12 protein-coding genes, 1 tRNA gene and 2 pseudogenes are annotated in these 23,900 nt (G+C 58.7%); 6 read left to right on the top strand and 9 right to left on the bottom strand.

The genetic code is table 11. The annotated features are described in order from the left end of the window. The first annotated feature begins 26 nt into the window (after window positions 1-26). A complete protein-coding gene (locus tag QMK51_RS11550; protein WP_320394504.1) occupies window positions 27-1,070 on the top strand; it encodes an FUSC family protein in 1,044 nt (347 codons plus the stop codon). An 8-nt stretch (window positions 1,071-1,078) separates the two neighbouring features. On the opposite strand, the gene QMK51_RS11545 is transcribed toward QMK51_RS11550, so the two are convergent. Continuing rightward, on the bottom strand, window positions 1,079-1,972 hold the full coding sequence (locus QMK51_RS11545; RefSeq protein WP_258700227.1) for a DMT family transporter: 894 nt from the start codon (window positions 1,970-1,972) through the stop codon (window positions 1,079-1,081). Window positions 1,973-2,107: 135 nt separating this feature from the next. Between QMK51_RS11545 and QMK51_RS11540 the strand changes: the two genes are divergently transcribed. Genes QMK51_RS11540 through QMK51_RS11530 form a run of 3 tightly spaced genes read left to right on the top strand, consistent with a single transcriptional unit; the run spans window position 2,108 to window position 3,336 of the window. Continuing rightward, the gene (locus QMK51_RS11540; protein WP_258700226.1) at window positions 2,108-2,545 is read left to right on the top strand and encodes an Lrp/AsnC family transcriptional regulator; all 438 of its coding nucleotides are present in this window, start codon (window positions 2,108-2,110) and stop codon (window positions 2,543-2,545) included. A gap of 56 nt (window positions 2,546-2,601) precedes the next feature. Further along, a complete protein-coding gene (locus tag QMK51_RS11535; protein WP_320394110.1) occupies window positions 2,602-2,931 on the top strand; it encodes a YceK/YidQ family lipoprotein in 330 nt (109 codons plus the stop codon). 12 nt (window positions 2,932-2,943) lie between these two features. After that, window positions 2,944-3,336, top strand: coding sequence for a VOC family protein (locus QMK51_RS11530; RefSeq protein WP_320394109.1), 393 nt, complete (start codon window positions 2,944-2,946; stop codon window positions 3,334-3,336). Between the two features lie 72 nt (window positions 3,337-3,408). Here the strand turns inward: QMK51_RS11530 and QMK51_RS11525 are convergent, their stop codons facing one another. Further along, window positions 3,409-4,080 carry a Bax inhibitor-1/YccA family protein gene (locus QMK51_RS11525; protein WP_258700224.1) on the bottom strand — a complete coding sequence of 224 codons (672 nt, stop codon included), beginning with the start codon at window positions 4,078-4,080 and terminating at the stop codon, window positions 3,409-3,411. Window positions 4,081-4,203: 123 nt separating this feature from the next. Here QMK51_RS11525 and QMK51_RS11520 point away from each other — a divergent pair. Next, a tRNA-Ser gene (locus QMK51_RS11520) sits at window positions 4,204-4,291 on the top strand. A gap of 265 nt (window positions 4,292-4,556) precedes the next feature. Here the strand turns inward: QMK51_RS11520 and QMK51_RS11515 are convergent. Next, a pseudogene (locus tag QMK51_RS11515) lies at window positions 4,557-4,835 on the bottom strand (hypothetical protein); the annotation flags it as partial. A gap of 401 nt (window positions 4,836-5,236) precedes the next feature. On the opposite strand from QMK51_RS11515, the gene QMK51_RS11510 reads away from it, so the two are divergent. Then, the gene (locus tag QMK51_RS11510; RefSeq protein ID WP_258700208.1) at window positions 5,237-5,398 is read left to right on the top strand and encodes a hypothetical protein; all 162 of its coding nucleotides are present in this window, start codon (window positions 5,237-5,239) and stop codon (window positions 5,396-5,398) included. Window positions 5,399-5,984: 586 nt separating this feature from the next. Here QMK51_RS11510 and QMK51_RS11505 read toward each other — a convergent pair. The 6 genes and pseudogenes from QMK51_RS11505 to QMK51_RS11480 form a co-directional block, all read right to left on the bottom strand. Beyond that, window positions 5,985-6,101, bottom strand: a pseudogene (locus QMK51_RS11505) (phage tail protein); the annotation flags it as partial. Window positions 6,102-7,038: 937 nt separating this feature from the next. Further along, window positions 7,039-7,824, bottom strand: coding sequence for a GNAT family N-acetyltransferase (locus QMK51_RS11500; RefSeq protein ID WP_258700207.1), 786 nt, complete (start codon window positions 7,822-7,824; stop codon window positions 7,039-7,041). Between the two features lie 115 nt (window positions 7,825-7,939). Continuing rightward, the gene (locus QMK51_RS11495) at window positions 7,940-8,959 is read right to left on the bottom strand and encodes a threonine/serine dehydratase (RefSeq protein ID WP_320394108.1); all 1,020 of its coding nucleotides are present in this window, start codon (window positions 8,957-8,959) and stop codon (window positions 7,940-7,942) included. Window positions 8,960-8,964: 5 nt separating this feature from the next. Further along, the gene (sbnB, locus tag QMK51_RS11490; protein ID WP_320394107.1) at window positions 8,965-9,984 is read right to left on the bottom strand and encodes a 2,3-diaminopropionate biosynthesis protein SbnB; all 1,020 of its coding nucleotides are present in this window, start codon (window positions 9,982-9,984) and stop codon (window positions 8,965-8,967) included. Then, the gene (gene sbnA / locus QMK51_RS11485; RefSeq protein ID WP_320394106.1) at window positions 9,981-10,952 is read right to left on the bottom strand and encodes a 2,3-diaminopropionate biosynthesis protein SbnA; all 972 of its coding nucleotides are present in this window, start codon (window positions 10,950-10,952) and stop codon (window positions 9,981-9,983) included. Before sbnA ends, sbnB begins: the two co-directional genes overlap by 4 nt. 58 nt (window positions 10,953-11,010) lie before the next feature. Then, window positions 11,011-23,898: a non-ribosomal peptide synthetase gene (locus QMK51_RS11480; RefSeq protein ID WP_320394105.1), complete on the bottom strand. Its 12,888-nt coding sequence runs from the start codon at window positions 23,896-23,898 to the stop codon at window positions 11,011-11,013. Window positions 23,899-23,900 lie beyond the last annotated feature (2 nt).

Below are 23,900 nucleotides of genomic sequence, written 5' to 3'. Positions count from 1 at the left end.
TCATCAGAGGCCTTCGACTGCCACCGCTGTTGCGCCGAATACTGCGTCCGTTGCTGGACCCGTACCGGCGCTACCGCCACGCCAAACTGATCCATGCGGTGCGGGTTTCGTTGGGCTTGCTGGCGACGATCCTGCTGACCACCGGCATCCACCTGCCCCACGGCGAATGGGCGTCGGTGACCATGCTGGTGGTGATCGGTGGCTTGCAACACCACGGTAATATCGGCAAAAAAGCCGCCGAGCGGGCCATCGGCACCTTGATCGGGGCCGGTGTCGGCTTGTTGCTGGTGGCACAACAGGCCTGGCTCGGGATGCCGTGGCTGACCTATTTCGCGATGTCGGTGGTGTGCGGATTTTTCTCGTACCACGCCATCGGCAAGGGTGGTTACACGGCGCTGTTGTCGGCGATCACCGTGTTTATCGTCGCGGGGCACGGTGACAACCCGGTCACCGATGGCTTGTGGCGCGGGGTGGATATTCTGATCGGCATCGCCTTGGCGCTGGCCTTCTCCTTCGCCCTGCCGCTGTACGCGGTGTACTCCTGGCGCTACAACCTGGCCGATGCGTTGCGCGACTGCGCGGCCATCTACGGCCGCATCATCAACGGCGAGTCCGTCAACGCTGACGAACACCTGAAGCTCATGAATCGCTTGAATACGGTCATGGTGCAACTGCGCTCACTGATGCCCTCGGTGTCCAAGGAAGTGCGGGTTTCCATGACCGAACTCGATGCGATTCAGCGCAATTTGCGGATGTGCATCAGCATCCTGGAAATCCTCGGCAATAGCCGGCCGAATGCCGATGACGCCGAGGCAATGGCCCATCTGCAGTCGGCATTGAAAGCCGAGCACCGACAGATCCGGGTGCAACTGATCGGTATGGCTCGGGCATTGAAATCGGGCGCTTCGCAACGGCTCAGCCGGCCAGCCGAACCGCCATCGGACTCAACGCTCGATGCGCCGGTCTACAGTCCGCTGGATGGCTACCGATTGCTGACCCGACAATTGACCGCGAACATCGGCGAGATGCGCCAGCGTCTGGCGAAGACCGCACCGCGCTGGAACATCTGAGAGGCCGTTTATTGTGTAGCCACCCGCCGAAGCTTCAGGCTCCAACCCTGTTGCATCCCGGCAGCGGCCAACAGAATCGCGGCGACACCGATCCATTGCAGCGGTTCCAGGCGATGACCGAAGGCGAACCAGTCAACGAAAATCGCCGCAATCGGGTAAATGAACGACAGTGCGCCGGTCAGGGCGGTCGGCAGCTTTTGAATCGCGCCGTAGAGCAACACATACATCAAACCGGTATGCACGATGCCCAGGGTCACCAGGCTGGCCCAGGCACTGGGTGCTTGCGGCATCGCCGAAAAATGAGCAAAGGGCGCGAGCAACAACACACCGGTGCAGACCTGGATCAAGGCAATCAGATGGGGCGGCGTGCCGGTCAGGCGTTTGATGATCAACGCGGCAATCGCGTAAAGCAAGGCCGCCCCCAGCGCCAGAGCAATCCCCATCAGGTAATCGTTGCCGCCCTCGCCTTGCTCACCATGGGCGCTGACAATCGCCAGCATCCCGAGAAACGAAATGCCCAGCCAGAACAGTTTCTGCAGGGTGATTTTCTCCCCCAGAAACAGCGCGGCCAGCCCCACCAGCATGAACGGCTGGACGTTATAAACCGCCGTGCCGATGGCAATCGAGGCGCGAGAGTAGGACGCGAACAACAGCACCCAGTTACCGACAATCGCTACACCGCTCAGTACCGCCAGCAAGAAGGTGGTGGACGTCAAAATGCCAGGGCGCAGAAAGCCGAACGCCGCGCAGATCAGCAACAAAGTGCCGGCACCGAACACGCAGCGCCAGAACACCACGTCCAGCACCGGTTGCCCGGACACCAGCACGAACCAGCCAATGGTCCCGGATATCAGCATGGCGGCGGTCATCTCGAATGACCCGCGACGTAGTGTTCTGTCCATCATCAACCTCCTGTGTTTGAGCCCAAAGTATGCCAATCCACGGGGGGGCTTCTCCAGTGCAAAAAGCAGGCTAAACTCGGTTTCTGCCTTTTTTATCAAGGCTTATTCAACCGATTGCCTAACAGGGGTTTCGCCATGACCGATGACATCGACCAAGTGCTGATCAGCGCATTGATGGAAGACTCACGCCGCTCACTCAAGGCCCTGGCACAGATCAGCGGCCTGTCCTCGCCCAGCGTCGCCGAGCGCCTGCGCCGCCTCGAAGAACGCGGTGTACTCAAGGGCTATACCGTTGAGGTCGACCCCAAATCCTTCGGCTATCAACTCCAGGCGATCGTCCGCATCCGCCCGTTGCCGGGCCAATTGCAGGAAGTGGAGCGACAGATTCAGGCCATCCCTGAATTCACCGAGTGCGACAAAGTCACCGGCGATGACTGCTTCATCGCCCGCCTGCATGTACGCTCGATGGAACAACTGGACACCCTCCTCGACCGCCTCAACAGCCACGCCGAAACCAACACTGCGATCGTCAAGAAGACCCCGGTCAAGCGCCGGCTGCCACCGATGGCGTGAGTGCTGTTTGGTTCGCAAAAGCGTAGATTGATCCTTTCCGACGAAGGATTGGCGGTATGAAAACTCAGGCCATGCTACTGGCAGCGGTGATGCTTGCAGGTTGCGGTACGTTCCAGACGGTGGTGCGCAGTGACGAAGCGGCGGTGAAGAGTCTCAAGGAACAGAAAACCTACTGCGGTGCGATTCCACGGATCTATAGCGGCGTGACTTACGACTTTTGCAGCTTGCATGCGCCTCCAGGCCCGGGCATCAATGAGTACCAATACAACAACGGCACGCCCTTTGTGCTGATCGACGTAGTCATTTCCGGCGCACTCGACACCATGCTGCTGCCTTACACTATTTATCGGCAGCAGGCCGACGGCAGCATCATTGTGGCCGAGTAAGGAGCAGGCGAAATGTTGTCTCACATTTTTATCGGCATCACCGACTTCGATCGTGCATTGGCGTTCTACCAACCGATCATGGATGCACTGAATCTGCAGATGAAATTCTGCAACCCCGACAAACCCTGGGCGGCATGGATGAGCAAGGATGCACCTCGTCCACTGTTCGTCATTGGCACTGCGTTCGACGAACAGCCGGCCACACCGGGCAATGGGCAGATGATTGCCCTGCTTGCGCCGAGTCGCGAGATCGTCAACCGCTGTCATGCACTGGCCATGGTTCATGGTGGATCCTGCGAGGGTCCGCCCGGCTTGCGTGCGCACTATCATCCAGACTACTTCGGCGCCTACATGCGCGACCCGGACGGCAACAAACTCTGCGTTTGTTGCCACGAACCGGGTTGAACCCCGCGTCCTGAGCCAAACCCCAGACGATAAAAAACCCGCCTAAGCGGGTTTTTTACTCAAGGCTGGCGATCAATCATCGCGGCTCATGATGCCGAACAGTTGCAACAAGCTGACGAACAGGTTGTAGATCGATACATACAGGCTGATGGTCGCCATGATGTAGTTGCGCTCGCCGCCGTGAATGATGGCGCTGGTCTGGAACAGAATGCACACCGAGGAGAACAGCACGAAACCTGCGCTGATCGCCAATTGCAGACCGCTGATCTGGAAGAAGAAGCTCGCCAGTGTCGCACCCAGCAGCACGAAGAAACCGGCCGTGATGAAACCACCGAGGAAGCTCATGTCCTTACGGGTGATCAGCACATAAGCCGACAGGCCGCCGAACACCAGCGCGGTCATCGCGAAGGCCGAACTGACCACTTCCGCACCGCCCTGCATGCCCAGGTAACGATTGAGGATCGGGCCGAGCAGGAAACCCATGAAACCGGTCAGCGCGAACGCAGAAACCAGGCCCCACGCCGAGTCACGGAGTTTGTTGGTGAGGAAGAAAAGGCCGTAGAAGCCGATCAGTACCACGAAGACGTTCGGGTAGCCGACACGCATCTGCTGCGCGACAAACGCCATCACGCCGCTGAATGCGAGGGTGAGTGCGAGTAAGCCGTAAGTGTTGCGCAGGACGCGGCTAACCTCTAGCTGCTCAGCCTGCACGCTGTTATTAACTGCGTAATCCTGTTCGCGCATGGCGACACTCCTGTTGGTTTGAAACGTTCAGTCGCAAAGATCATAACAGACGCTCTGTAACAAGCCATGCAGAGAGTTTGACAGTGTGTTTCATTCAGGTATTATGGCGCCCGCAACGCAAACGGAGGTGTGGCCGAGTGGTTTAAGGCAACGGTCTTGAAAACCGTCGACTGTAACAGGTCCATGAGTTCGAATCCCATCGCCTCCGCCATTTTTATACGACAAAGCCCTGATTAGTCAGGGCTTTGTCGCTTCTGGGGTTTGGTGAAAACCTCACCGCTCGGGATGTGTTCCATAACTATTATGGGCGCGTTCCATAACTCAGCCCGTTTCGCCCCGACCTCCGGCGTCCTGCCGACCGAAACACAATCAAACCTCCCTGCAATACCAAGACTGCGCGTACAGAACACCGTGGACTTCTTCCAGGCCGCTCAGCGTAAAACCGAGTGTTGCCATGCTGGTTATTCGAGCATCAAGTTCGCGTCATAGGCGCGGACGTAAAACCCCGTCCAGTTGCCGGCCGATCCGATCAGGCGCATTCGACACAAGCCGGCAACCCCGCCGACCGTGTCCGGTCTGACAAACACCAGCGGCGGCTCTTGGGATGTCACCGGACGCGCAAAGTACGTCGTTGACCCAAGTCCTGAATCTTCGGTCGGGGCGAACCGACCGGAAGAGATCACCATCAGCCTCGCATACTCAGAATCGATAATGACCGTACCGCTGTTGTTCTTGAACTCAAGTCCATATCCCATCAGCTGAAGCTCACCACGATCAGGCGCATGGTGCCGGCCGCCGAAGGGAACACGCGTCGAAATCGTGCAGGTATCGGGCCCGACCTTTATTGGGCCGCTATCAGTACAGCCAGACAGCAACGCCAGGGCCAAAGCCCCTACGATCAATTTCATGCAGGTCACTCCTGTGGAATGGGCTGGAAGACATCACTGGTTTGCAGTTTTACGAACCACGCGCGTATTGAAGAATTGCCCACAGAGACTGCGCGATAATGGCTTGCTGACATCTGAAATCGACCAGTTTGGCGAATCTAGCCGTAGCACAATTGACGCACCCGAGGATGAACATAAGTTCATCGAAAACATTGTTCTATGCGTCTAGTCTGCGGGTTCCGACATAGTGACTACAGGAGTAACCCACCATGTTTTCGCACGAAAGCATCCCGCTGATCATCATTTTCATCATCATGCTGCTTGGCGTGCTTACTGCCGTCCTCCATCCGGTACATGCGTTCTATAGCTGGCTTCAGAGGCGCAGGGAAAAATCATCCGCCGAGATCGCGAAAGAGGTGGATTCGCGCTGAGGTTTTTTTTAACGAGCCCGGCTAAGTCAGGGCTTTTTGTTGCCTGTTTGGATCAGCGTAAACGAAAAAGCCCAGCGCAGGGCTGGGCTCATGCTGCCGCGGCAGATCTACTTTCGATAGAAGCGCCGAAAAACCGTTTTACCGTCATATAGTCGCTTACAGATTTTTCGAGATGCAAGCACGCACAGCAGGAAAATAGCGCCAAAGACAACCCAGAGCACTGTCGAGTTAGTCGTGATGAAGGTATGGAACAGCTTGGCTCCCCACCACCCCGCAACAACACAAAGAATCAGGAAAAAGACCGCGACGCCTTGGGGAGTACCGTAACGGACCTCGGCCTGACAACCTCGGCAGACTTGAGCGCCCCATGGCACTTCGTTCATACAGTGGGGGCAGGTAACAGTGTGATTGCTTGCCACGAACTCATTCCTTTGATTGATACTAAAAGCGTTGCAGTCTACGAGATTTCCAAATAGCAAGAAATCACTGGCACTGCTTTCCCTCCCGCGCTCGTCCACACGATCAATTTCATGCAGGTCATTCCTGTGGAAAGGCGGGCAATGTAGCACTGGGAGAATGGGAACGAAAAAAGCCCGGCGTGGTTCGGGTAAACCGTGCGCCCGACTTCCATCACGATCATGTCCCCGCGCCGCGGTTGGTCGACCCGATAGAAGCCGGCGGCCTCGTAATTCGCTTCGTATAGTATCCTCGTCCCGTTCGTTGCCGATCAGGCCGTCACGCCTTTGCGATTGCCGTGAGTTGGTTTTTGGCATCGTTGAAACCTGAGCCTGGTTTAAAAGCCTCGCAGGGTCTTCACGCGCGGCTTTGTTGCATTCTGCGTGCTGGTGGCTGTTTTTGAGCTGATAGCGCTAAATGCGCGTTTCTTTACTGACGACAGATAGCGGTCTATTGCCACGCTGCGAAGACGATAGTCCTCTCGGGGCAATGTTTTCAGACCGACATTTCGGCGCGGCCCACTGCGGAGTAAAATTAACACGGCACCCAGTGAATAAGACTTATGTTTGTCTTTTGACCGTAAGTCTGACCAAATCCAGCAAACCAAACTGAAGCACATCCTAGTCGACCTCAGCAAAAACCGCCTACAGCTTGCTAGTGCATTTATCAACTAGCCCCAGCTTGGTGAGAGGCTTTTAGCCTCATGTGAATTTACTCGTAGAGTCTTTAGACATTTTTCAGATATGGTCTACCATCACTGTCGCACCAGCCAAAAAATGTAACGGGCTGCAATTATAAATGGAGTTAGGAATGCTGCCACCACACCTAAAATACGCCATTTTATTACTTTGCTCATTATCAATTGCAAGTGTATTTTTTCTATCTAAAGATCTCTCAGAAGGCCTTGTGGGCCCGCGCGAGCATTTACCAACCAGACAAGACAGTTCGATGAGAGAAATAAAGGCACAGATAAAAACAAATAAAGATCTTCCACCGCTTTAATTTATTAAAGCGGAGATGAGCTACAAGAGCACTAGTTTATTTTTTAGCTTGATCGAATTATTCAGAATGGTCACAATCATAGCCAAAATCCGTGCTGTCAAATTTACCTCTACGAAAAAATGGCTAGCTTAGATTATTCATGTGACCCTTAGATACTGCGCAAGATGCATAGCACTAAAATTCTACCTATAAAGCGACTGCCAATGACTCATCATAAGCCCCTGTTTCTCAAGATTTTTTCTACTCTTTGAGGTAGGCAAGGCCGTTGCTGCGATATAGTTGCAGCCATACTCCCTTGCCTTTGTTATACGGTGTGAAATCAAGGCTTGATGGCAGCCTATGCCGCGGAAAGGTTTAGCTGTAACCGCAGTACCTAGGTATCCTACACCGTTGCTAGCAAGCCATAGCACAGAACCAGCAGCAGCCCTACCCTCAACTTTAATCAAGTAGAGGCGCGCACGACCCTCCATCAATAAAGCACTAAATATTGATTTATTTACATTTCGGTCCGATAAGTTCGTGCAAAACCCTTCGGCATGAAGCTTCAAAAATAAATCCAATGTTTCGTGGGTAACCTCTTCCACCAAAAAAGAAGAAGTTGATACTTTTACTTGATCAATACCACATCCTAGCTGGACATGCGTCCACCCCTTTAACAAATCTAATGACTGCCCATCCACCAAAATAGTTTTTTGTGTTTTGCGTAACAGCCCGACCACTGGCAACGCCAGGAGCTTCTTGTATCTTACTATTAACGCACTGACTTCATCAGCACTTGAAACTAAATCCCCATAAATTCGGTTCAACATAGGACTTGCACTCGCCTCAACAGAAAAGCTATTGACCCTCCCTTCATTTTCAGTTTTGGCGCCAAAGGGGTTACCCGCTATGTCGAGCAAGCTCCTTACCCTGAATTGCAGATATTCGAATTCGGCTGCTTCAATAGCAATTAGCTCTCGATTTTCCATCGCCCCTCCACTTCACACATGTAAAAACATCGCGCCAAGCTGCACTAATCCCAAGACCCATGTATAGATTTTAGTGGCAGCTCCCCTCCGCGCAATGCTTCTTGTACGGCGCCCGTCAGACGAATCGCGCACGAGCCACACAACGCGCGTGAACTTCCTGGTCAACATTTGCGCCTGAGCAAATGACACCAAAAAAACTTCCTTCTACTTTGGAAGTTCCATCAAGCACCGACGCTAGAGCGATTGCACCAGAAGGCTCAAGCATCAAGCCCATTTCTTCATAAGCGAAACGCACCGCATAAGCCACCTGATCGTCATCAACACACGAAGTACCCAATGTGCTGAACTCCGACAAACTCAAAAGCAGTCTGCTAGGCATTGCCGTCAACAATGCGTCACAAATTGACCCACATGTGCTGATATTCCTTTCTGGGGACTCGACGCGACGGGCGCGCCCCACACGATCATAGCCCTGGGGTTCAACCGCAATGATTGAGCATGGCTGCTGTGCCTGACTGGCCGCAATGCAGCTGCCCGCAACCAGCCCACCTCCACCGCAGGGCACAAAAATATGGTCTAGCGTGTACCCTTTATTATGCGCTGCCTCGATCAATTCCAAGGCAACGGTGCCCTGTCCCGCAATGACCTCGACATCATCGAAGGAGGGAATCAACAAAGCCCCACGCGTCGCACAGATTTGCTCGGCAATAGCATTTCTATCATCTCGGTCTCGGTGATAGAACACGACTCTACCGCCAGCCTCACGAACTTTTGCGAGTTTGATAGAAGGGGCGTCGTGTGGCATGACCACTGTCACGGGAATCGACAGGAGCCTACATGCCATCACTACTCCGATGGCGTGATTGCCAGAAGAATAGGCAACCACTTCTTGAGGACGCTGCGCATGTGCCAACAATGCATTGAGCGCACCGCGAAACTTAAATGACCCGCCGCTCTGCAATGACTCTGCCTTGACCAGAACCCTGGCGCCAGCGGCTCGGTTAAGCGCTTCCGACTCCAGTACTGGAGTACGAACGATCATCCCCTCCAGACGCCGCGCCGCTTTATGAACCGCAGCAAGGTCAAGCGAGGATGTCCAGCGGGAATCAATTGTTTCTAAGCTATCAGCTGTCATCAGACTCACCATCGTGCCGTGCTGGCAAAAAAGTTATCGATTTCAATCGCATGCCCGCTGGCTTGTGCCGCCTTAAGGACAAAATCACCCAGCGCGATGTCCAGCACCCCCAGGCCAAAAGGTGAAAATATGCGCGCGCGGGCAGGATCCGGTAACAGACGGTGCGTAAGCACCTCGTGCAAAGTACCGGCGACAAACGCCCGGCTGCCGGTCTTTATTTCCGCCAAGTGGGGGGATGTGTACGCTTTCAAACAGTGGTCAACATCGTCGAGCACATTTTGCGCGTCGAGTATCAGGCCCGGATCTATGTCACGCAGAGAGATGTTCAGAACCGTCGGTGCATGGGCGAACAGATCGGGGTCGACCAGGTGGGGGGACGCGGCCGTCGTCGCCAGCACGATCAGTTGCGCGTCCTCACAGCTGGCACGTGAATCGCCCACGACTCGGGCCTCGCCCCTGTCCTTTTGATTGATCCATCCGGCAAGGCGCTGGGCATCCTCCGACCTCAGGTCATGGACCGCGATTTCCTCGGCCGACCAGCCATCGGCGAACAGGTAATCCAACGTTTGCCGGGCTATCACCCCCGCCCCGATGATGCCGATCTTGCGCACATTGCGGCAACCACCCGATAACGCTCCGGCCCCCAACGCCGCGGAAGCGGCAGTACGGTGCGCACTGATCAACGAGGACTCCAGGACGGCCCTGGGGTATCCGGTGGCAAAATCATTGAGAATCAGCACCGCTGAGGCGCGTTGCAGGTTCTGCTGAATGTTCCCTGGAAAGCTGGCGATCCACTTCAATCCTGCAGTGTTCACCTCCCCCCCCAGATACACCGGCAATGCAATGATCCGTGCATCGGGTTTTTGTGGAAAACGCAGGAAGTAGCTGTCGGGGTTTATCGAGTCGCCCTGACCATGAAGTCGATAAGCCAGGGCTATCACGTCCATGACCTGACGATGCTGCCCCGACAGAATGCCCTCGATGGCCGCACCGCCGACTATCACAAACGAAGTCCCGGTGCTCATGAAGACATTTCCACTGCACGGTTTTCACTGGAGAAATGTCGAGCGACCCACGCGTCATCATAAATGGTATCGAGGTACTTCTCGCCCAGATCAGGGGCAATGACCACCAGGGTGTCACCACGGGTCATTTGCGGCGAAAGCGTCGCAATGGCTGCCAAGGTCGACCCTGATGAGCCGCCGAGCAGGATGCCGTAACGACGGGCCACATCGCGACAGGTGGCGATGGTATCGCGCTCGGTCACCGATACTACGAAGTCGGCTTGCGACGCATCCAGCAATTGTGGTTTCTGGCTGGCGCCTATCCCCGGGATGAGTCGTTTCCCAGGCGCTCTGTCGAAACTCACGGATCCGACCGGATCGACAGCAACCAGCTGCGTGGAAGGCGACTCCAGCTTGAACACCTCGGCACACCCCATGAACGTACCGGAAGTCCCGACCCCGATGAACAACCATTCAGGCGCGGAAAAGGATCGCAGTATTTCCTGAGCGGTCTGCTCCCGATGGGCCTGTGCGTTCGCGGGGTTGGAGTATTGATTGAGCCAGACGCAATTGGGGTCCTCGGCACAGATCTGGCGAATGGTCTCAATGCGCGTGCCGACAAAGCCACCATTGGCATCACGCCGGTCGACAACAATAGTACGCCCGCCATATGCATGGATGGCCTTGAGATTGGCCTGCGTCACCATGGGGTCAGTGACGCAAATGAAGCCGTAGCCCTTACTTGCGCACACACAACTCATCGCCACGCCGAGGTTGCCGGAAGAGGACTCGATAAAGGTGGTCAGGCCTGGCGTGGCCAGGCCGCGTGCTTCAGCAGCCTCGATCAAGGCAATGGCCGGCTTGATTTTGATTGATCCCGTTATATGGTGCCCTTCGAGTTTCAGTACGGTGCGACAGCCAGGCACAAACTCGGGCAGTTCCAGAAAAACATCACGCATAATCAGATCGAGCGAAGTGTTGGCTAACATAGCGACCTCCTGGTCTCTTCAATGAAGTAGGCTCGACAACCGCCCGTACATCGTTAGTTCAGTCCTGCGTGGTGTTGTCCATCAACTCGCTCAGAGCCGCCGCCAGCACACCCTCCTCCGCGAAAGACAGATCCAGCGCATGCTCGTCCTCCACCTCCAATACCTGGGCCAATGCCTGGGGATACACGGCCTGGATCCTGGCGACATACTGCGGATCAAGCCGTGACAGCTCGACCGTCCAGAACACCGACAAGCGTTGCCCGATGATCAGAGCACTAACCTCCAGCGCCGTTTCACTGCCATTGACCGCCGCACGTACCGCCCCGGTATCACCTTCGACCCGCCACAGACCGCATCCCTCGCTGGCACCCGCCGTGCGCCCGTAATAGGTAAAGGCGAGCTCCGCCGGAGGCTGATTGGCCAGGCTGGCGCGCAACTCGGGATCAGGGTCATAGGTGCGCAAGATTCCATAACTGGCGGCGAGCGAGCGTGCCCGTCGCAGCTGGCCGCTGATCGCCCCCAGCGCGTCGGCAACCGCGCCGTCGCGAGGCAGGCGCAAGCGCACCGCGAAGTGCGTTGTGAACCAGCCAAGGGTGCGTGACACATCGATGTCGTCGAAAAGGTCACGGCCATGGGTTTCACTGGCCAGCACCACGTCGGACCAGCCGCTGGTCTGATGCAACGCCAGCACCAGCGCCGTCAATAACACCTCTTCGATGCGTGCACCGGTTCCCACCTGCAAGATACGGCTCGAAAGTTCCTCGGACAGCGGGCCGCCCAGTACTTCGGTCCCGGACTCGACGCCGGTCAAGGCCCCGGCAATCGGGTGGGCCGCCCCCAGGCGTGACTGTTCCATCCAGTAGGGAAAGTCCACCCGCAACGATCGCGACTCCGCCACTGCGATAAGTCGCTCCACCCAGGTGCGATAGCTGGCACTGCGCGCATCCGCTCGCCACTCCTGCGGGATGCGCAAGGCTCGGTCCAGATCATCAAGCAGGACGCGCCAGGACACGCCATCAATGATCAGGTGATGAGCGATCAGCAACAATCGCGGTTGCGCACCCGTTTGCAGCGCGACGCGAAGCAAAGGACCGTGCTCCAGGGAAATACCGGCATTGAGCTCGCTCCCGACCTGAGCCAGGGTTTCACCCGGAAGCAAAACCCGCAGTTCAAACAGGGCACCGCTGGCAGTGTATCGCTGCTGCCAGCCACCATCACCGAGCCGGCGGAAACGCAACCTCAGGGCATCATGGCATCGAGTGACCTTATCCAGTGCGCGGTGGACCTGCTGTTCATCAAGCAGTTGCTCTGCTCCCAGCAGAATAGATTGATTCCAGTGCTGGGGTAGCGGCAGGTCACGCCCCAGAAACTCGGCCTGGATGGGCGCCAATGGGCAGTTGCCATCCGCTGCCCGCTCCTCGCTGGCGCTCTGGATTACACTGGCGACCGCCGCCAGCTCCGCAATCGTTTGGTTCTGAAACACCTGTTTAGGCGACAGACGCATCCCTTCGCGTGCGGCGGCCGAAACGATCTGGATGGCCAGAATCGAGTCCCCTCCAAGGCTGAAGAAGTTGTCGCGCAGACCGACAGTGGACAGACCGAGCACCTTCTGCCAGATCCGACCCAGGATCTCCTCGGTCCGGGTTCGCGGCTGCATGTCCTGCAACGGAACATCAATGCCACCGAACAAGGGTTTTGGCAGAGCCTTGCGGTCTATCTTGCCGTTGAGGGTCAAGGGCAAACGATCGAGCACGGTGATGCTGTGGGGCACCATGAAATCGGGAAGATGCTCGCCGATATGGTCCCTGAGCCGCAGCATGATCGGTTGCATCGCACGGTTGCGCAGCGGCTCATTGGAACCCGCCCCGCGGCCAGGGAATGCCGGCCAGCCCGTCAGCATGGGCTGAAACAGCAGGTCGTAGACAAATGGCTGGTCCTCGATAAAACGCGACTGCAGCAGCAGGCCGTGACGGCTCGCCAGTTGCTGAAAGAAATCCAGAGTCGGCGCCTCCTTCATGCCTGGCGCCTGACCGGCGATCCGCGCAGCAAGCTGGCGGTCCCGTTCAAGCCGTCGGTTGGGAACGCCGGAAACCCGCAAGTTGTTGCGCCCCAGGTGTTGCAAATGTTGCTCCAGAGCCTGGGCATCGTCCTCCAATGCCTGCCACGGCAACTGTTCACAGGCGGGGGAATTCTGAACATCGAAGGTCAAGGCCGCGTCGAATCGATAGCGGGTCAGCTCATTGTCGAAACCACCGGTTTTCAACCACGTGAGCAATCCTGGAGAACGCAGGGCGAACGCCGGATCGGTCATCAAACGGGCAAAGAAACCGCTCGACAGGAACAGCTCCTTGTCCTGCACTATCGCGCTGCTGGCGCGGGCGGACAATTGGTCCAGCGGATAGTCCGCCGCATCGTTCGCCGCCATGGCCGTGTGGAAGACTTCCTGCAACTCAAGGCTGCGCAAATCCCCCAGGTAGATTCGCCCGCCTGCCGAGAGCTTGCCAGCGGCCTGGTGCAGCACATTAATCAAATAGGCGGAACTGGGCAGGTATTGCACCACCGAGTTAAGCACGATCAGGTCGAATTCACCCTCATCCAGTTGGGCGAGTTCGTCCGCGGCCAGATGTTCCAGGCGCACGTGCTGCCATTCAGGCCGCAGGGTCGTCAGCAAGCCACTCAAGCGCTGCACCACGGGTTCCGAGAAGTCCAGGCCAACGTAACGTTCACAGGAACCGGCCAACCCGAACAGCACCATGCCCGTACCACAACCGATTTCCAGTACCCGCCGTGGCTTGAATGCCTGCATCCGCCCCAAGGCTTGATCCAGCCAGTCACGCATCTCGACAGCCGGGATCGAACCCCCGGTAAAACTGTCGTTCCAGCCAGTCGTATCAAAGGTCGGATCAACCGGTCCCTGAATCGCTCCCGCGGCTTCGTTTTCGTAAAAGTAGTTGTATACCGAGCGCCACTCCTGCTGCCGGCCGCTCTGCATTTCCTGGTCCAGGGTGGACTCGACGTAGGACCAGTCGGGGGAGACGTATGCGACCAGGCGCTTGCGCCCCTGGTCATCGTCAACGACGGTCACGACGCTTTGCTTGACCAGTAGATCCTGATCGAGCAACGTTTCGATTTCACCAAGTTCGATACGGCAGCCGCGTATTTTCACCTGGTTGTCTATGCGTCCCAGATACTCCAGCAGTCCATCCGGCGTCCAGCGCGCCAGATCACCGGTGCGATACATTCGAGTGCCACAATCCGGGTCAAACGGGTCGGCGACGAACGCCCGCTCCGTGACTTGAATGTCATTCAGATAGCCGCCCCCCACCGCAATGCCGGCGACGCATAACTGGCCTACCGCGCCCGGCGGGCACAGCTGGTCGGTATCGTCCAGAACATACAGGCGCACATTGCCCACCGGGCGACCTATGGCAATACACGCCAGGTCCTCCGTGGGCGCCTGCGTCATCAGATGATGAGTCACGTCATCGGAGCATTCCGTCGGGCCATAAGCGTTCAGCAAGGCAATGCCCGGGAACAGCGCGAACCAGCGACGGCAGAGCATCACCGCCAGGGCCTCCCCGGTTGAAATCATGACTTTCAAGGTCGTGAATGAAGGCGTATCACGACGTTGCGCCAGGCCAACGAGCAGCTCAAGAAAGGACGGCACGGTCTCCAGCACGGTGATTGCACGCGCCTCGCACGCCTGCATCAGCAAGCCGGGATCGCGCACTGTTTCATCGTCGAGGATGTGCACCGACCCGCCAATCATCAGCGGCGCAATGTACTGCCAGATGGAAATATCGAAGGTCTGGGGAGCGGTTTGTGCCAGGCGATCCTGCACGCCGAGTTCCAGGTCGGCAATCTTCGCTCCCAGGTGATTGATCATCCCCTCATGCAGGACAATCGCACCCTTGGGGGCACCCGTCGATCCGGAAGTGAACAGCACATAGGCCGGCTCTCGCTGCAGCCCGTGTGCCAATGGCAACGGATCGCCGGCAATCAGGCAGTGCTCGAACATCAGCTGACGCCCCTCCCAGTCCAGCGTCCGGGCTTGTTCGACCAGCGCCTCACAGGTCAGCACAGCCTGGGCCGCGGACTTGCGCAAGACCTGGACCGAACGGCTCGGCGGATGGTCCGGATCGATGGGAAGATAAACCGCGCCCAGTTGCCACAAGGCCAACATCGTCACTGCCAGTGATGTGTCTCGCTTGAGACAGGTCGCCACCAGCGAACCGCGCTGGATGCCTTGTTCGGCAAGCCCGCGCGCCAGTGCGTCGACCCGCTCACTTAACTGCCCGTAGGTGTAAGTGCCATCTTCTCCGGAAATGGCGATGGCATCCGGGGTCCGTTCGGCCCAGATGCGGAGCATCTGGCTCGGCGAATCCAGTCCATAGTCCACAATAGAACTACCGAGGCCGACCTCCAGCACTTGACGATCGGATGCGGTCAACAACCCGATCTCCTGCACACCGGTGTCCGGGGCCAGCAGGGCCTGCTCCAGGAATACATCGACTGCTCTCAGCAGTTGATCGATGCTCTCGCGCCGTTGTAACCGGTCATTGAAAATCGCTTCGATCAACAAGCCCTCAGCATTACGCGTGGCATTGATTTCCAAGTCCACCCGGGAGATCCCGATGTCCAGCGGTATCCTTTTCAGGGTGGGGCCGGCACCGGAAAGCTGGCTGTAGTCCATCGGTTCCTGATAGGTGAACGCCACTTGGAACAGCGGGTTCCGGCTCAGATCGCGAGCCGGTGAAAGCACGTCGATCAACTCGTTGAACGGCAAGTCGCTGTGGTCCAGTGCATCAAGGATTGTCGAGCGCTCGGTATTGACCAGCTCTCGAAAGCTCTGTTCACCCGTCAGCCGGGTGCGCAAGACCATCTGATTGACGAACAACCCCACCGCATCGGCGCAGGACTCGGAAAAACGATTGGCGACATCGGTGCCCAGAACGATATCCCGACGGCCACTGAAGCGTCCCAGGACCGCAGCGACTGCCGCCATCAACACCATGTAACTGCTGACACCCTCGGCCGCGGCAAACTCATCGAGCCTGGCCAGAACGGCGCTGGGCACTACATGACTGGCGATGGCACCGTGGAAGGTTTCGGCCTTGGATCTTGCGAAATCGAGCGGCAACTCCAAAGGCGCTGGCAAACCATCCAGTTGCCTGGTCCAGTAATCGATCAACACGGCCCGACGCTCAGAGGTCAAGCGGCGGCGCTCGGTGTCGATGTGCTCACGAAAGCTGAACGTCATGGGTGGCAACGCTTGATGGGCTCCGCTGAGCAACGTCGAAAATTCGTTGAGCATTATCGACAGGGACCAGCCATCGCAGACAATGTGATGCACCGTGACCAGCAGGTAATGATGGTTATCTTCAAGACGTAACAAGCGCGCACGCAGTAAAGGACCGTGCTCCAGGTCGAAAGGCAGGCGAGCCTGCTCACGGGCATGCGCCTGGGCCGCGGCGACACGCTCGTGCGGTGGAACGCCCTTGAGGTCCAGCATGGAAAAGTCCAGGGCCGCCTGCTGATTGAACCTGGCCTGCACCCGCCCATCGTGTTCTTCGAACGTCATGCGCAGCGCATCATGCCGAGCGCTGATCTGCTCCAGCGCTTTGACAATCATCGCGCTTTCGATATCACCGGCCACACTGAGCAGCATCGAATCGTTGTAGGCCGCCTGATCAGGCAAAATCCTGTCCACCAGCCACAGGCGTTCCTGTGAAAAACTGACCGGCGAAAGCTCCGCCACCGGCAGTTGCCCGACGGGCTGTCGCGCTGGCGGCACATCGGCGCTCAAGGCGACAAGCAGCTCGCCAAACCTGGGGTTTTCGAAAATGGTACGGACCGATACTTTGGTCCCCAGCTGATGACTCAGGCGACTGGACATCACCATCGCCCGCAGCGAGTTGCCTCCGGACTTGAAGAAATCACTTTGCTCATCCTCAGGAAGCGTCAGCAGTGTCTGCTCCCAGATTCGGGCGATCTCATTCCAGCGTGCATCCTTGATCTTCAACGCTGACGTTGCAGGCTGCACGGCTGAAGGCACAGGCACCTGATGCTGCCCACGGGCAATGGCAATCAGGGCTGCATTGTCGAGTTTGCCATTAGGGCTCTTCGGCAGCGCGGCGATGGCCAGGGCAAGCGGCTGCATGGCACTGGTCAGCGTTTGTTGCAGATGACTGCGAATTTTCGCCGTATCGACCTCGACACCTGGATACAGTGTCGCCAGGGCCGCAATCGCGCCGTCGTGGTCAATGGCACAGGCCGCATCGGCGACGCCCTGAACGGCACGGATCTGCTCCTCGATTTCTGCCAGCTCGATGCGCTGCCCACCCACTTTCACTTGACGGTCCTGACGCCCCAGGAACTCCAGTTGCCCGGCGGCGTCCCAACGTCCGATATCACCGGTGCGATAGACCCTGATCGGCTGCGCGCCCGCCGCCAGTTGCAGCGTACAGAACGCTGATCGGGTCTCGGCCTCCCGATGCCAGTAACCCTCGGCCAGCCCCGCGCCGCTGATACAGATTTCCCCTGGCTGACCTTCAGCCGCCAACTGGTTGTCGGCATCCACAAGATGAATGGCGCCGTTGCCCAGCGCCGAGCCAATCCGTACTGGCCCAGGAACTACGCGCCATGCCGCCGACCATATGGTTGTTTCAGTAGGCCCATAGACGTTGAAGACCCTGCCACTAACAATCTGCAACAAATCATCCGCGACATGCCGAGGCAACGACTCGCCACCGATCAGCACGGTGTCGAGTGCGGCGATGGCGGTGCGGCTCTGGCTATCGCTGAGCAGCTCCCGCAGGACGGTGGGCGTGCATTGCAGGTGAGTAACGCCATGCCGGGCGCACAACCCGGCGACAGAGTGATCATCCTGTGAGGACGGGGGGCAAACCTGCAACTGCCGACGCACCTGGTCAAGATGGTTGAGACTGTGCAGAACCTGTTCGCTGCCGACACCGAAATCGATCAGGCAAGCAAACTCGTTTACGCCGATGTTCATCAAGCCACGCGCACGCTCGACGCAGTCCTGCACGCTGCCGATCAGGCTGGCGCTCTGCATGTAGCGCTCAAGCCCCCGATCGACCAGATAATCCAGATCGTCTTCAATGCCGGTATTCACCGTCTGTCCAAACACTGAACGAGCCAAGTCCACGGATGACATCAGGTAGTGCTTGAGAGGTCCACTGGCAATCTCCTCGGCCTCGGTCCGAGTCGCCGCCACAAAAGTATGCAACATCAGACTGACCGTGCCCTGCGTACCACCGGCACGGCGATAACGCTGGATATTGTTCTGCAACGCAGCTACATCCTGGGCCAACAGATGAGTCAGCACACCCGTTCCTATTTGCCCGGCGGTCTCGAATGTCTCGCCCGCACTCGAAGCCGATAGCCATAGCGGTATCTGGCCTTGAACGGGTTGCGGGAAGGTCGAAATCATCTGCTCACCCGTCCCACGATCCAGGGTTACCATCTGCCCTTGCCACAACGCGCGTAAAGTGTTGACGGCCGCCAACGTGATTTCTCGCCGATGCTGGAAATTCTGCGGTCCTCCGTGCGCCAGGAGAAAATCGTTCTGGTCCCAGCCCGTGGCAATCGCGATACCTGCCCGCCCGCCTGACAGGACATCGACCATCGCCCAGTCTTCAGCGACCCGCACGGGATCATGCAGAGGCAACACCAATGAGCCGGCCCTGATTTGCAGATTTTCAGTGGCGACAGCCAAGGCCGCGCTGCTGACAGCCGGATTGGGGAATGGACCACCAAACGGATGGAAATGGCGTTCCGGCGTCCAGATGGCATGGAAGCCGAGCTTGTCGGCTCGACGAGCCGCTTCCAGCATCAACTCATAGGCCTCGGGCCCTGTCTGACTGGCAAAGAAAAACAGACTGAAGTTCACCACTGGCTCGACCGGTGCGCGATGTAACGGCAGCAACGCCTGCGGCCCTTCATGGACCACGATGGTCCCCTCGCGCACCAGGGGATACAGCAGCTCCAACAGCGAAATATCAAAACCGGCCGAGGTCAGAGACAGCCATATCCCGCCCTGCTCATCCCCAAGACGATGGGTCATTGCCGCGAACAGACTCGCCAGGGCTTTGTGGGAGACCAGCACGCCTTTGGGGTTGCCCGTCGAACCCGAGGTGTACAGCAGGTACGCGGCGTCCTCGGGACGCGGGTCGAGAGCTGTCGACACTCGGCCATCCGTCGGCGCCAGCAACTCATCCAGAGTCACATGGGGCCAGCCCTCCACCGAGGCCGGATCATCGGTGATGATCAGGCCGGGCTGGGCATCGCGTAAAATCGCCTGGCGACGCGCCATCGGGTGCGCAGGGTCCAGAGGCACATAGATGGCCCCCGCAGCGAAAATCCCGACCAGCGCAGCGATGTAACGTTCCGACCTCGCCGCCAGGACCGCCACGCGCCCCGCTGCGCACACCCGTTCGCGAATCCTCGTGCTCGCACGCTCACCAAGCATCCCCAACTCGGCATAGCTCAACGAACGGTTGCCACAAATAACGGCATTGGCGGCAGGGACACTGGCGATAACCCTGCGAATACTGTCGACGACTGTCTTGTTGTCAAACGCCGGTTCGATCGACCGGAGCTCATCGCCCGCAGACAGTGGAACCACATCATGAGTCTCCAGCGGGTCGTCGACCAGGGCCGCGAGCGCCGCCCCGTAGAGCGCGGTCAGGCGCACGCGGTCCGCGCGGGACAGCACATCGCCTTTGATGGCCAGCGTCAACTTAATGCTGTCATCGAACGGATCGACCGAGAAGTTGGCCACTAATTTGAAGCTAGAGGCCTCATGAGCTTTCAATTCCAGCAACTTGACTCCCAGACTCTCAAGGTCGGAAGCAATGTGGTAGTGGGTGAAGTAAAACAGCGTATCGGACAACCTGGCGCCCGCGTTGATGTTCTGGATCTGTGCCAGCGGCAGGCGGCGATAAGGTAGTACCTCGCCTTCGGCCTCCAGCGCCACTCGCCCAAGGTCCACCCAGGAGCCGGGCTCTACCCTGGCCCGGATCGGCACGCTGTTGATGAACAGCCCGACCAGTTTTTCTCCATCGACATGCTCGGGACGCCCGGTCATGACCATGGACGTCAGGCAGTCCGCCTGGCAGTTCATCTGACTGAGCACCTTCAAATGCACGGCGAACAACAGGCTTTTCAGCGGCAGGGAGTGGGTGGCGCTGATCCCGCGCAGAAGCACCGCATGCTCCTGCGAGATGGCGACGGGAATGATCTCGACCCCACTCCCCTCACCTGGAACACGCACTGGCTGGCCCAAGAGTCCCGATGGCGCGTCCTGCAGATAGCGTCGCCAGAAATCACGCGTCGAGGCGCAAGCGACCGCTTGTTGTTCCAGAGCGATGTAGTCGGCATAGCGGGTCGTAGGCGCTGGCGGCAGCACCTGGTTGTCCAGCAACGCCCGGTACAGGCCGAACAGCTCCATCAGCAAACTGACATCGCTCCAGCCATCGATGATCGCGTGGTGAAAACTCATCGTCAGTTGCACGCTGTCCGGGGCCAGGCATTGCACGCGCAAGCGCACCAGGGGCAATTTTTCGATGTCGAAGGAACGGGCTTTCTCTTCGTCGAAAGCGCTGACGATGCGTGCCTGCTGCACGTTGTCATCCAGACCGCCAAGGTGCTCGATGTCCAGGATATCCATTCCCTGCTCGTGTACCAATTGGAGAGGCTCGCTGTAGCCGGCAATGGCGAAGGTGGTGCGCAAGGTCTCATGACGAGTGACCAGCAAGCGCGCCGCCTGACGCAGGACATCAAGATTGGGGGAAAACTTCAGTCGGTAGCTGAAGACGTCGAGGTAGACCGCGTTATCGCGCTCCAGCTCGTAATGAAAAATCATCGCGGCCTGGAGCTGACTGATCGGATAGGCATCCGCGATGCCCACTGGCAATGCTTGACGATCCTGCGCCTGCAGGAGGGCAAAAGGTTCGATGCCGGCAGCGGCGCTGCCGGCCGCACTGGTGACCTGGGCCAGCGACCTGATGCTGCGGCGTTCAAAGACATCGGCGACGCTGAAATGGATACCTTCGCGTGCAGCCAGGCCAACGATGGAGATCGAGCGGATGGAGTCCGCACCCCGATCGAACAGGTCATCGGTCACGCCGATCCGGGCACAGCCCAGTACTTGCGTGACAACAGCCAACAGCGCGTGCTCCAGCGCCGAGGCCGCGGGCTCTGGTGGCGCAACGTTGGGCAGCGCCACCATCTGGCTAGCCTGAAGGGTCAGAACGTTACGGTCGATCTTGCCATTTGTAGTGAGCGGCAACGCCGCCAGCACCGCAATACGGGCAGGGACCAACGCGGCGGGAAGCACGCCACGGACATATTCACGCAGGGCTTGCGGCTCGATTGCTGCAACACCATCGACACTGACAAATGCGGTGAGGGTTTCGATACCGCCATCGACGCCGGACTTGACCACCGCCGCCGACTTGACGCCCACTGCCGACTCCAGGCAACGCTCGATCTCTCCGGGTTCGATGCGAATGCCATTGAGCTTGAGCTGATCATCCAGACGCCCGAGATAGTCCAGCGTGCCATCGAATCGCATCCGGCCCCGGTCGCCGGTTCGATACAACCTTCCCGGCTCCTCGGGGGTGGCGACAAAGCGCAGGGCGGTCTCTTCCTCACGGCCGCGATAGCCACGCCCGACGCCCCTGCCGGTGACACAGATTTCGCCGATGGCCCCCACCGGAAGCACTCGGCACTGACGATCGCGCACACTCAAATGCACATTATCAATGGCCCCGCCGATGGGCGCCGGCGCGCCTTCGGGCCAAAGGCCTGTGATCTGTGCCCAGGCACAGCCGACCACCGTTTCGGTCGGACCATACTCATTGAACACGCGAGCAGGGCGAGGACCGTTGAGCCAAGGTTCGATGACCGGAAAAGGCAACGCCTCCCCTCCCACCACCAGCACCCTGACCGCTCCAGACAGCGACTCGGCCGCAAACAGAGTGTTGAGCAGGCGCAGATAGGACGGCGTGGCCTTGAGCAAGGTGGCGTCTCCGCGACGCAGCAACGCACAGACCTGCTCAACCTCTGAGCCCGTCCCGTGTCCGTTTTCGCTTTCCTCGACCAGCAACAAGCGTTGCCCCACCACCAGCGGCCCCAACAGAGCCGTCAGCGTCAAGTCGAAGGTAACCGGCGACTGCACGATCGCTCCGCGCCCCTCGGCCAAGGCATAGTGCCGCGCTGCATACAACAAGTAGTTCGATAACCCTCCTTGAGTCAGCTCAACCGGCTTGGGCAAGCCGCTGGAACCGGAAGTGTGCAAGATGTAGGCGATATCTTCCGGATCAACCGGATCAAGGGGGAAAGGCCGGTCGTCATGGCCGATCCGCGCCATGTCGATCCAGTCGCAGCTGTCGTCTTGCTTATTGGCAAGGGTCTGGGCGGCCCCCAGCGCCACTACCGCCCCGGCCCCGGCCAGCAATGCGTTCAGGCGCGGCGCAGGCATAGAGGGTGCGATCGGCATGAACACCGCTGCGCATTTGAGCACGCCCAGGATTGCCGCGACAAAATCGATACTGCGCGGCAGAACCACCGCCACCACATCCCCGCGGCCTACCCCGCGCTGCTTCAGGTCACTGGCGATACGTCGAGCGTAGTGGTCCAGCTCGCGATAACTCAGAACCGTCTGCGTGCCAATGCGCTCGATAGCGATGGCTGACGGATCCTGGTCGACGATGTCTTCGAACAGGCTCAGGAAGGGGCGCTGCCATCCCTCGGCCCGGGGGCCACGGGAGGTCAATACGGCGGCCTGCGGCAACGTCAGCGGCAGGTCATCGATCAGGGTGTCGGGCGCTTGCAGAGCGGCCTGTAGCCCACAGGCAAATGCGAGGCGCAGCGCTTCTGCGGTCGCGGTATCGATCACTCGGGGATCGTGATAGAGCCGAACCTGCAAACTGCTACCCAGGCGGTGGCAGGTCAGTGCCAGTGGCACGGCGCCGGGCATCCATTCAATTCCCACAAGTGTCAATGGGCCCATCGTCGCCTGCGGCGTATCGATCCAGGCCAGGCTCGCATCCGCAAGCCTTGGCATCGCGGCCAGTGGTGGGGTCCGATCCAGGGCAGTATCGCTCTGCAAGGCAGCCACCAGCGCCGACAAGGACATCTGCGGGTCTGCCGAGACAGCAACCTGCGCGGCGACGCGGTAAGCACCGACACCGGCGTTGTCTCCGATGATCGCCCTGATGGACCTGGAGACAGCCATGACCGGCGCGCCATCGACGCGAAAGCGCGCAAGGACGGCGGTAAAGGCTGCCAGGCACACTACGCGATCGACCCGATCACTATCCTGAGCCGCTACCGAACCGGCCGGGGCCTCGGCCACCTGGGCCCAGGCGCTGGTCTCGGCGATTGGCTCCGCTGGCGTCGGGCATTGGCTTTCGAGCCAGCCGGCCACTTCGCAAAAGTCCAGCCGTGTCGCACATGGCAACCCTTGTATTTCAGCAGCCAGCTCTTGACACAGCAGTACCCAGCTTTCCGGATCGACCAACACCGCCCTATGGCGCAAAGCCACCAACGTCGGCCCGACGGCAGCCGGCACGATAACGATATCGCCCAGCCAGTCATCACTCACCGACGGCATGTGCAGCAGGCTGGTCGCCAGAGTCGTCTTAGCGGACAGCGGGTCGGCCGCCTGCGCTAAAACCCGAATCAACGGAGGCGCGGACTCAACCAGCTCCACCACTGGTTGACGCCGGGTCTCAGGGACCAGCAACCGGCTGCGCAGGGCCTCGTGACGCTGCCAGACGTTGCCGAGCGCTGCATGCAGGCGCTCGAGTCCGACGCTGGAATCGACTTCGAGTCGACACACACTTATACGAGGCCCTGCGATGCTATCGCCCGCCCATTCGAAGACCTGGTGGGGAGCCGCAGCTGTATGCTCGTGCATGA

It is taken from the genome of Pseudomonas sp. P9_31 (assembly GCF_034008235.1).
Taxonomy (GTDB): Bacteria; Pseudomonadota; Gammaproteobacteria; order Pseudomonadales; family Pseudomonadaceae; genus Aquipseudomonas.
Note: the sequence above shows the minus strand (reverse complement) of the source record. Positions and strands in the feature narration are given on the sequence as shown.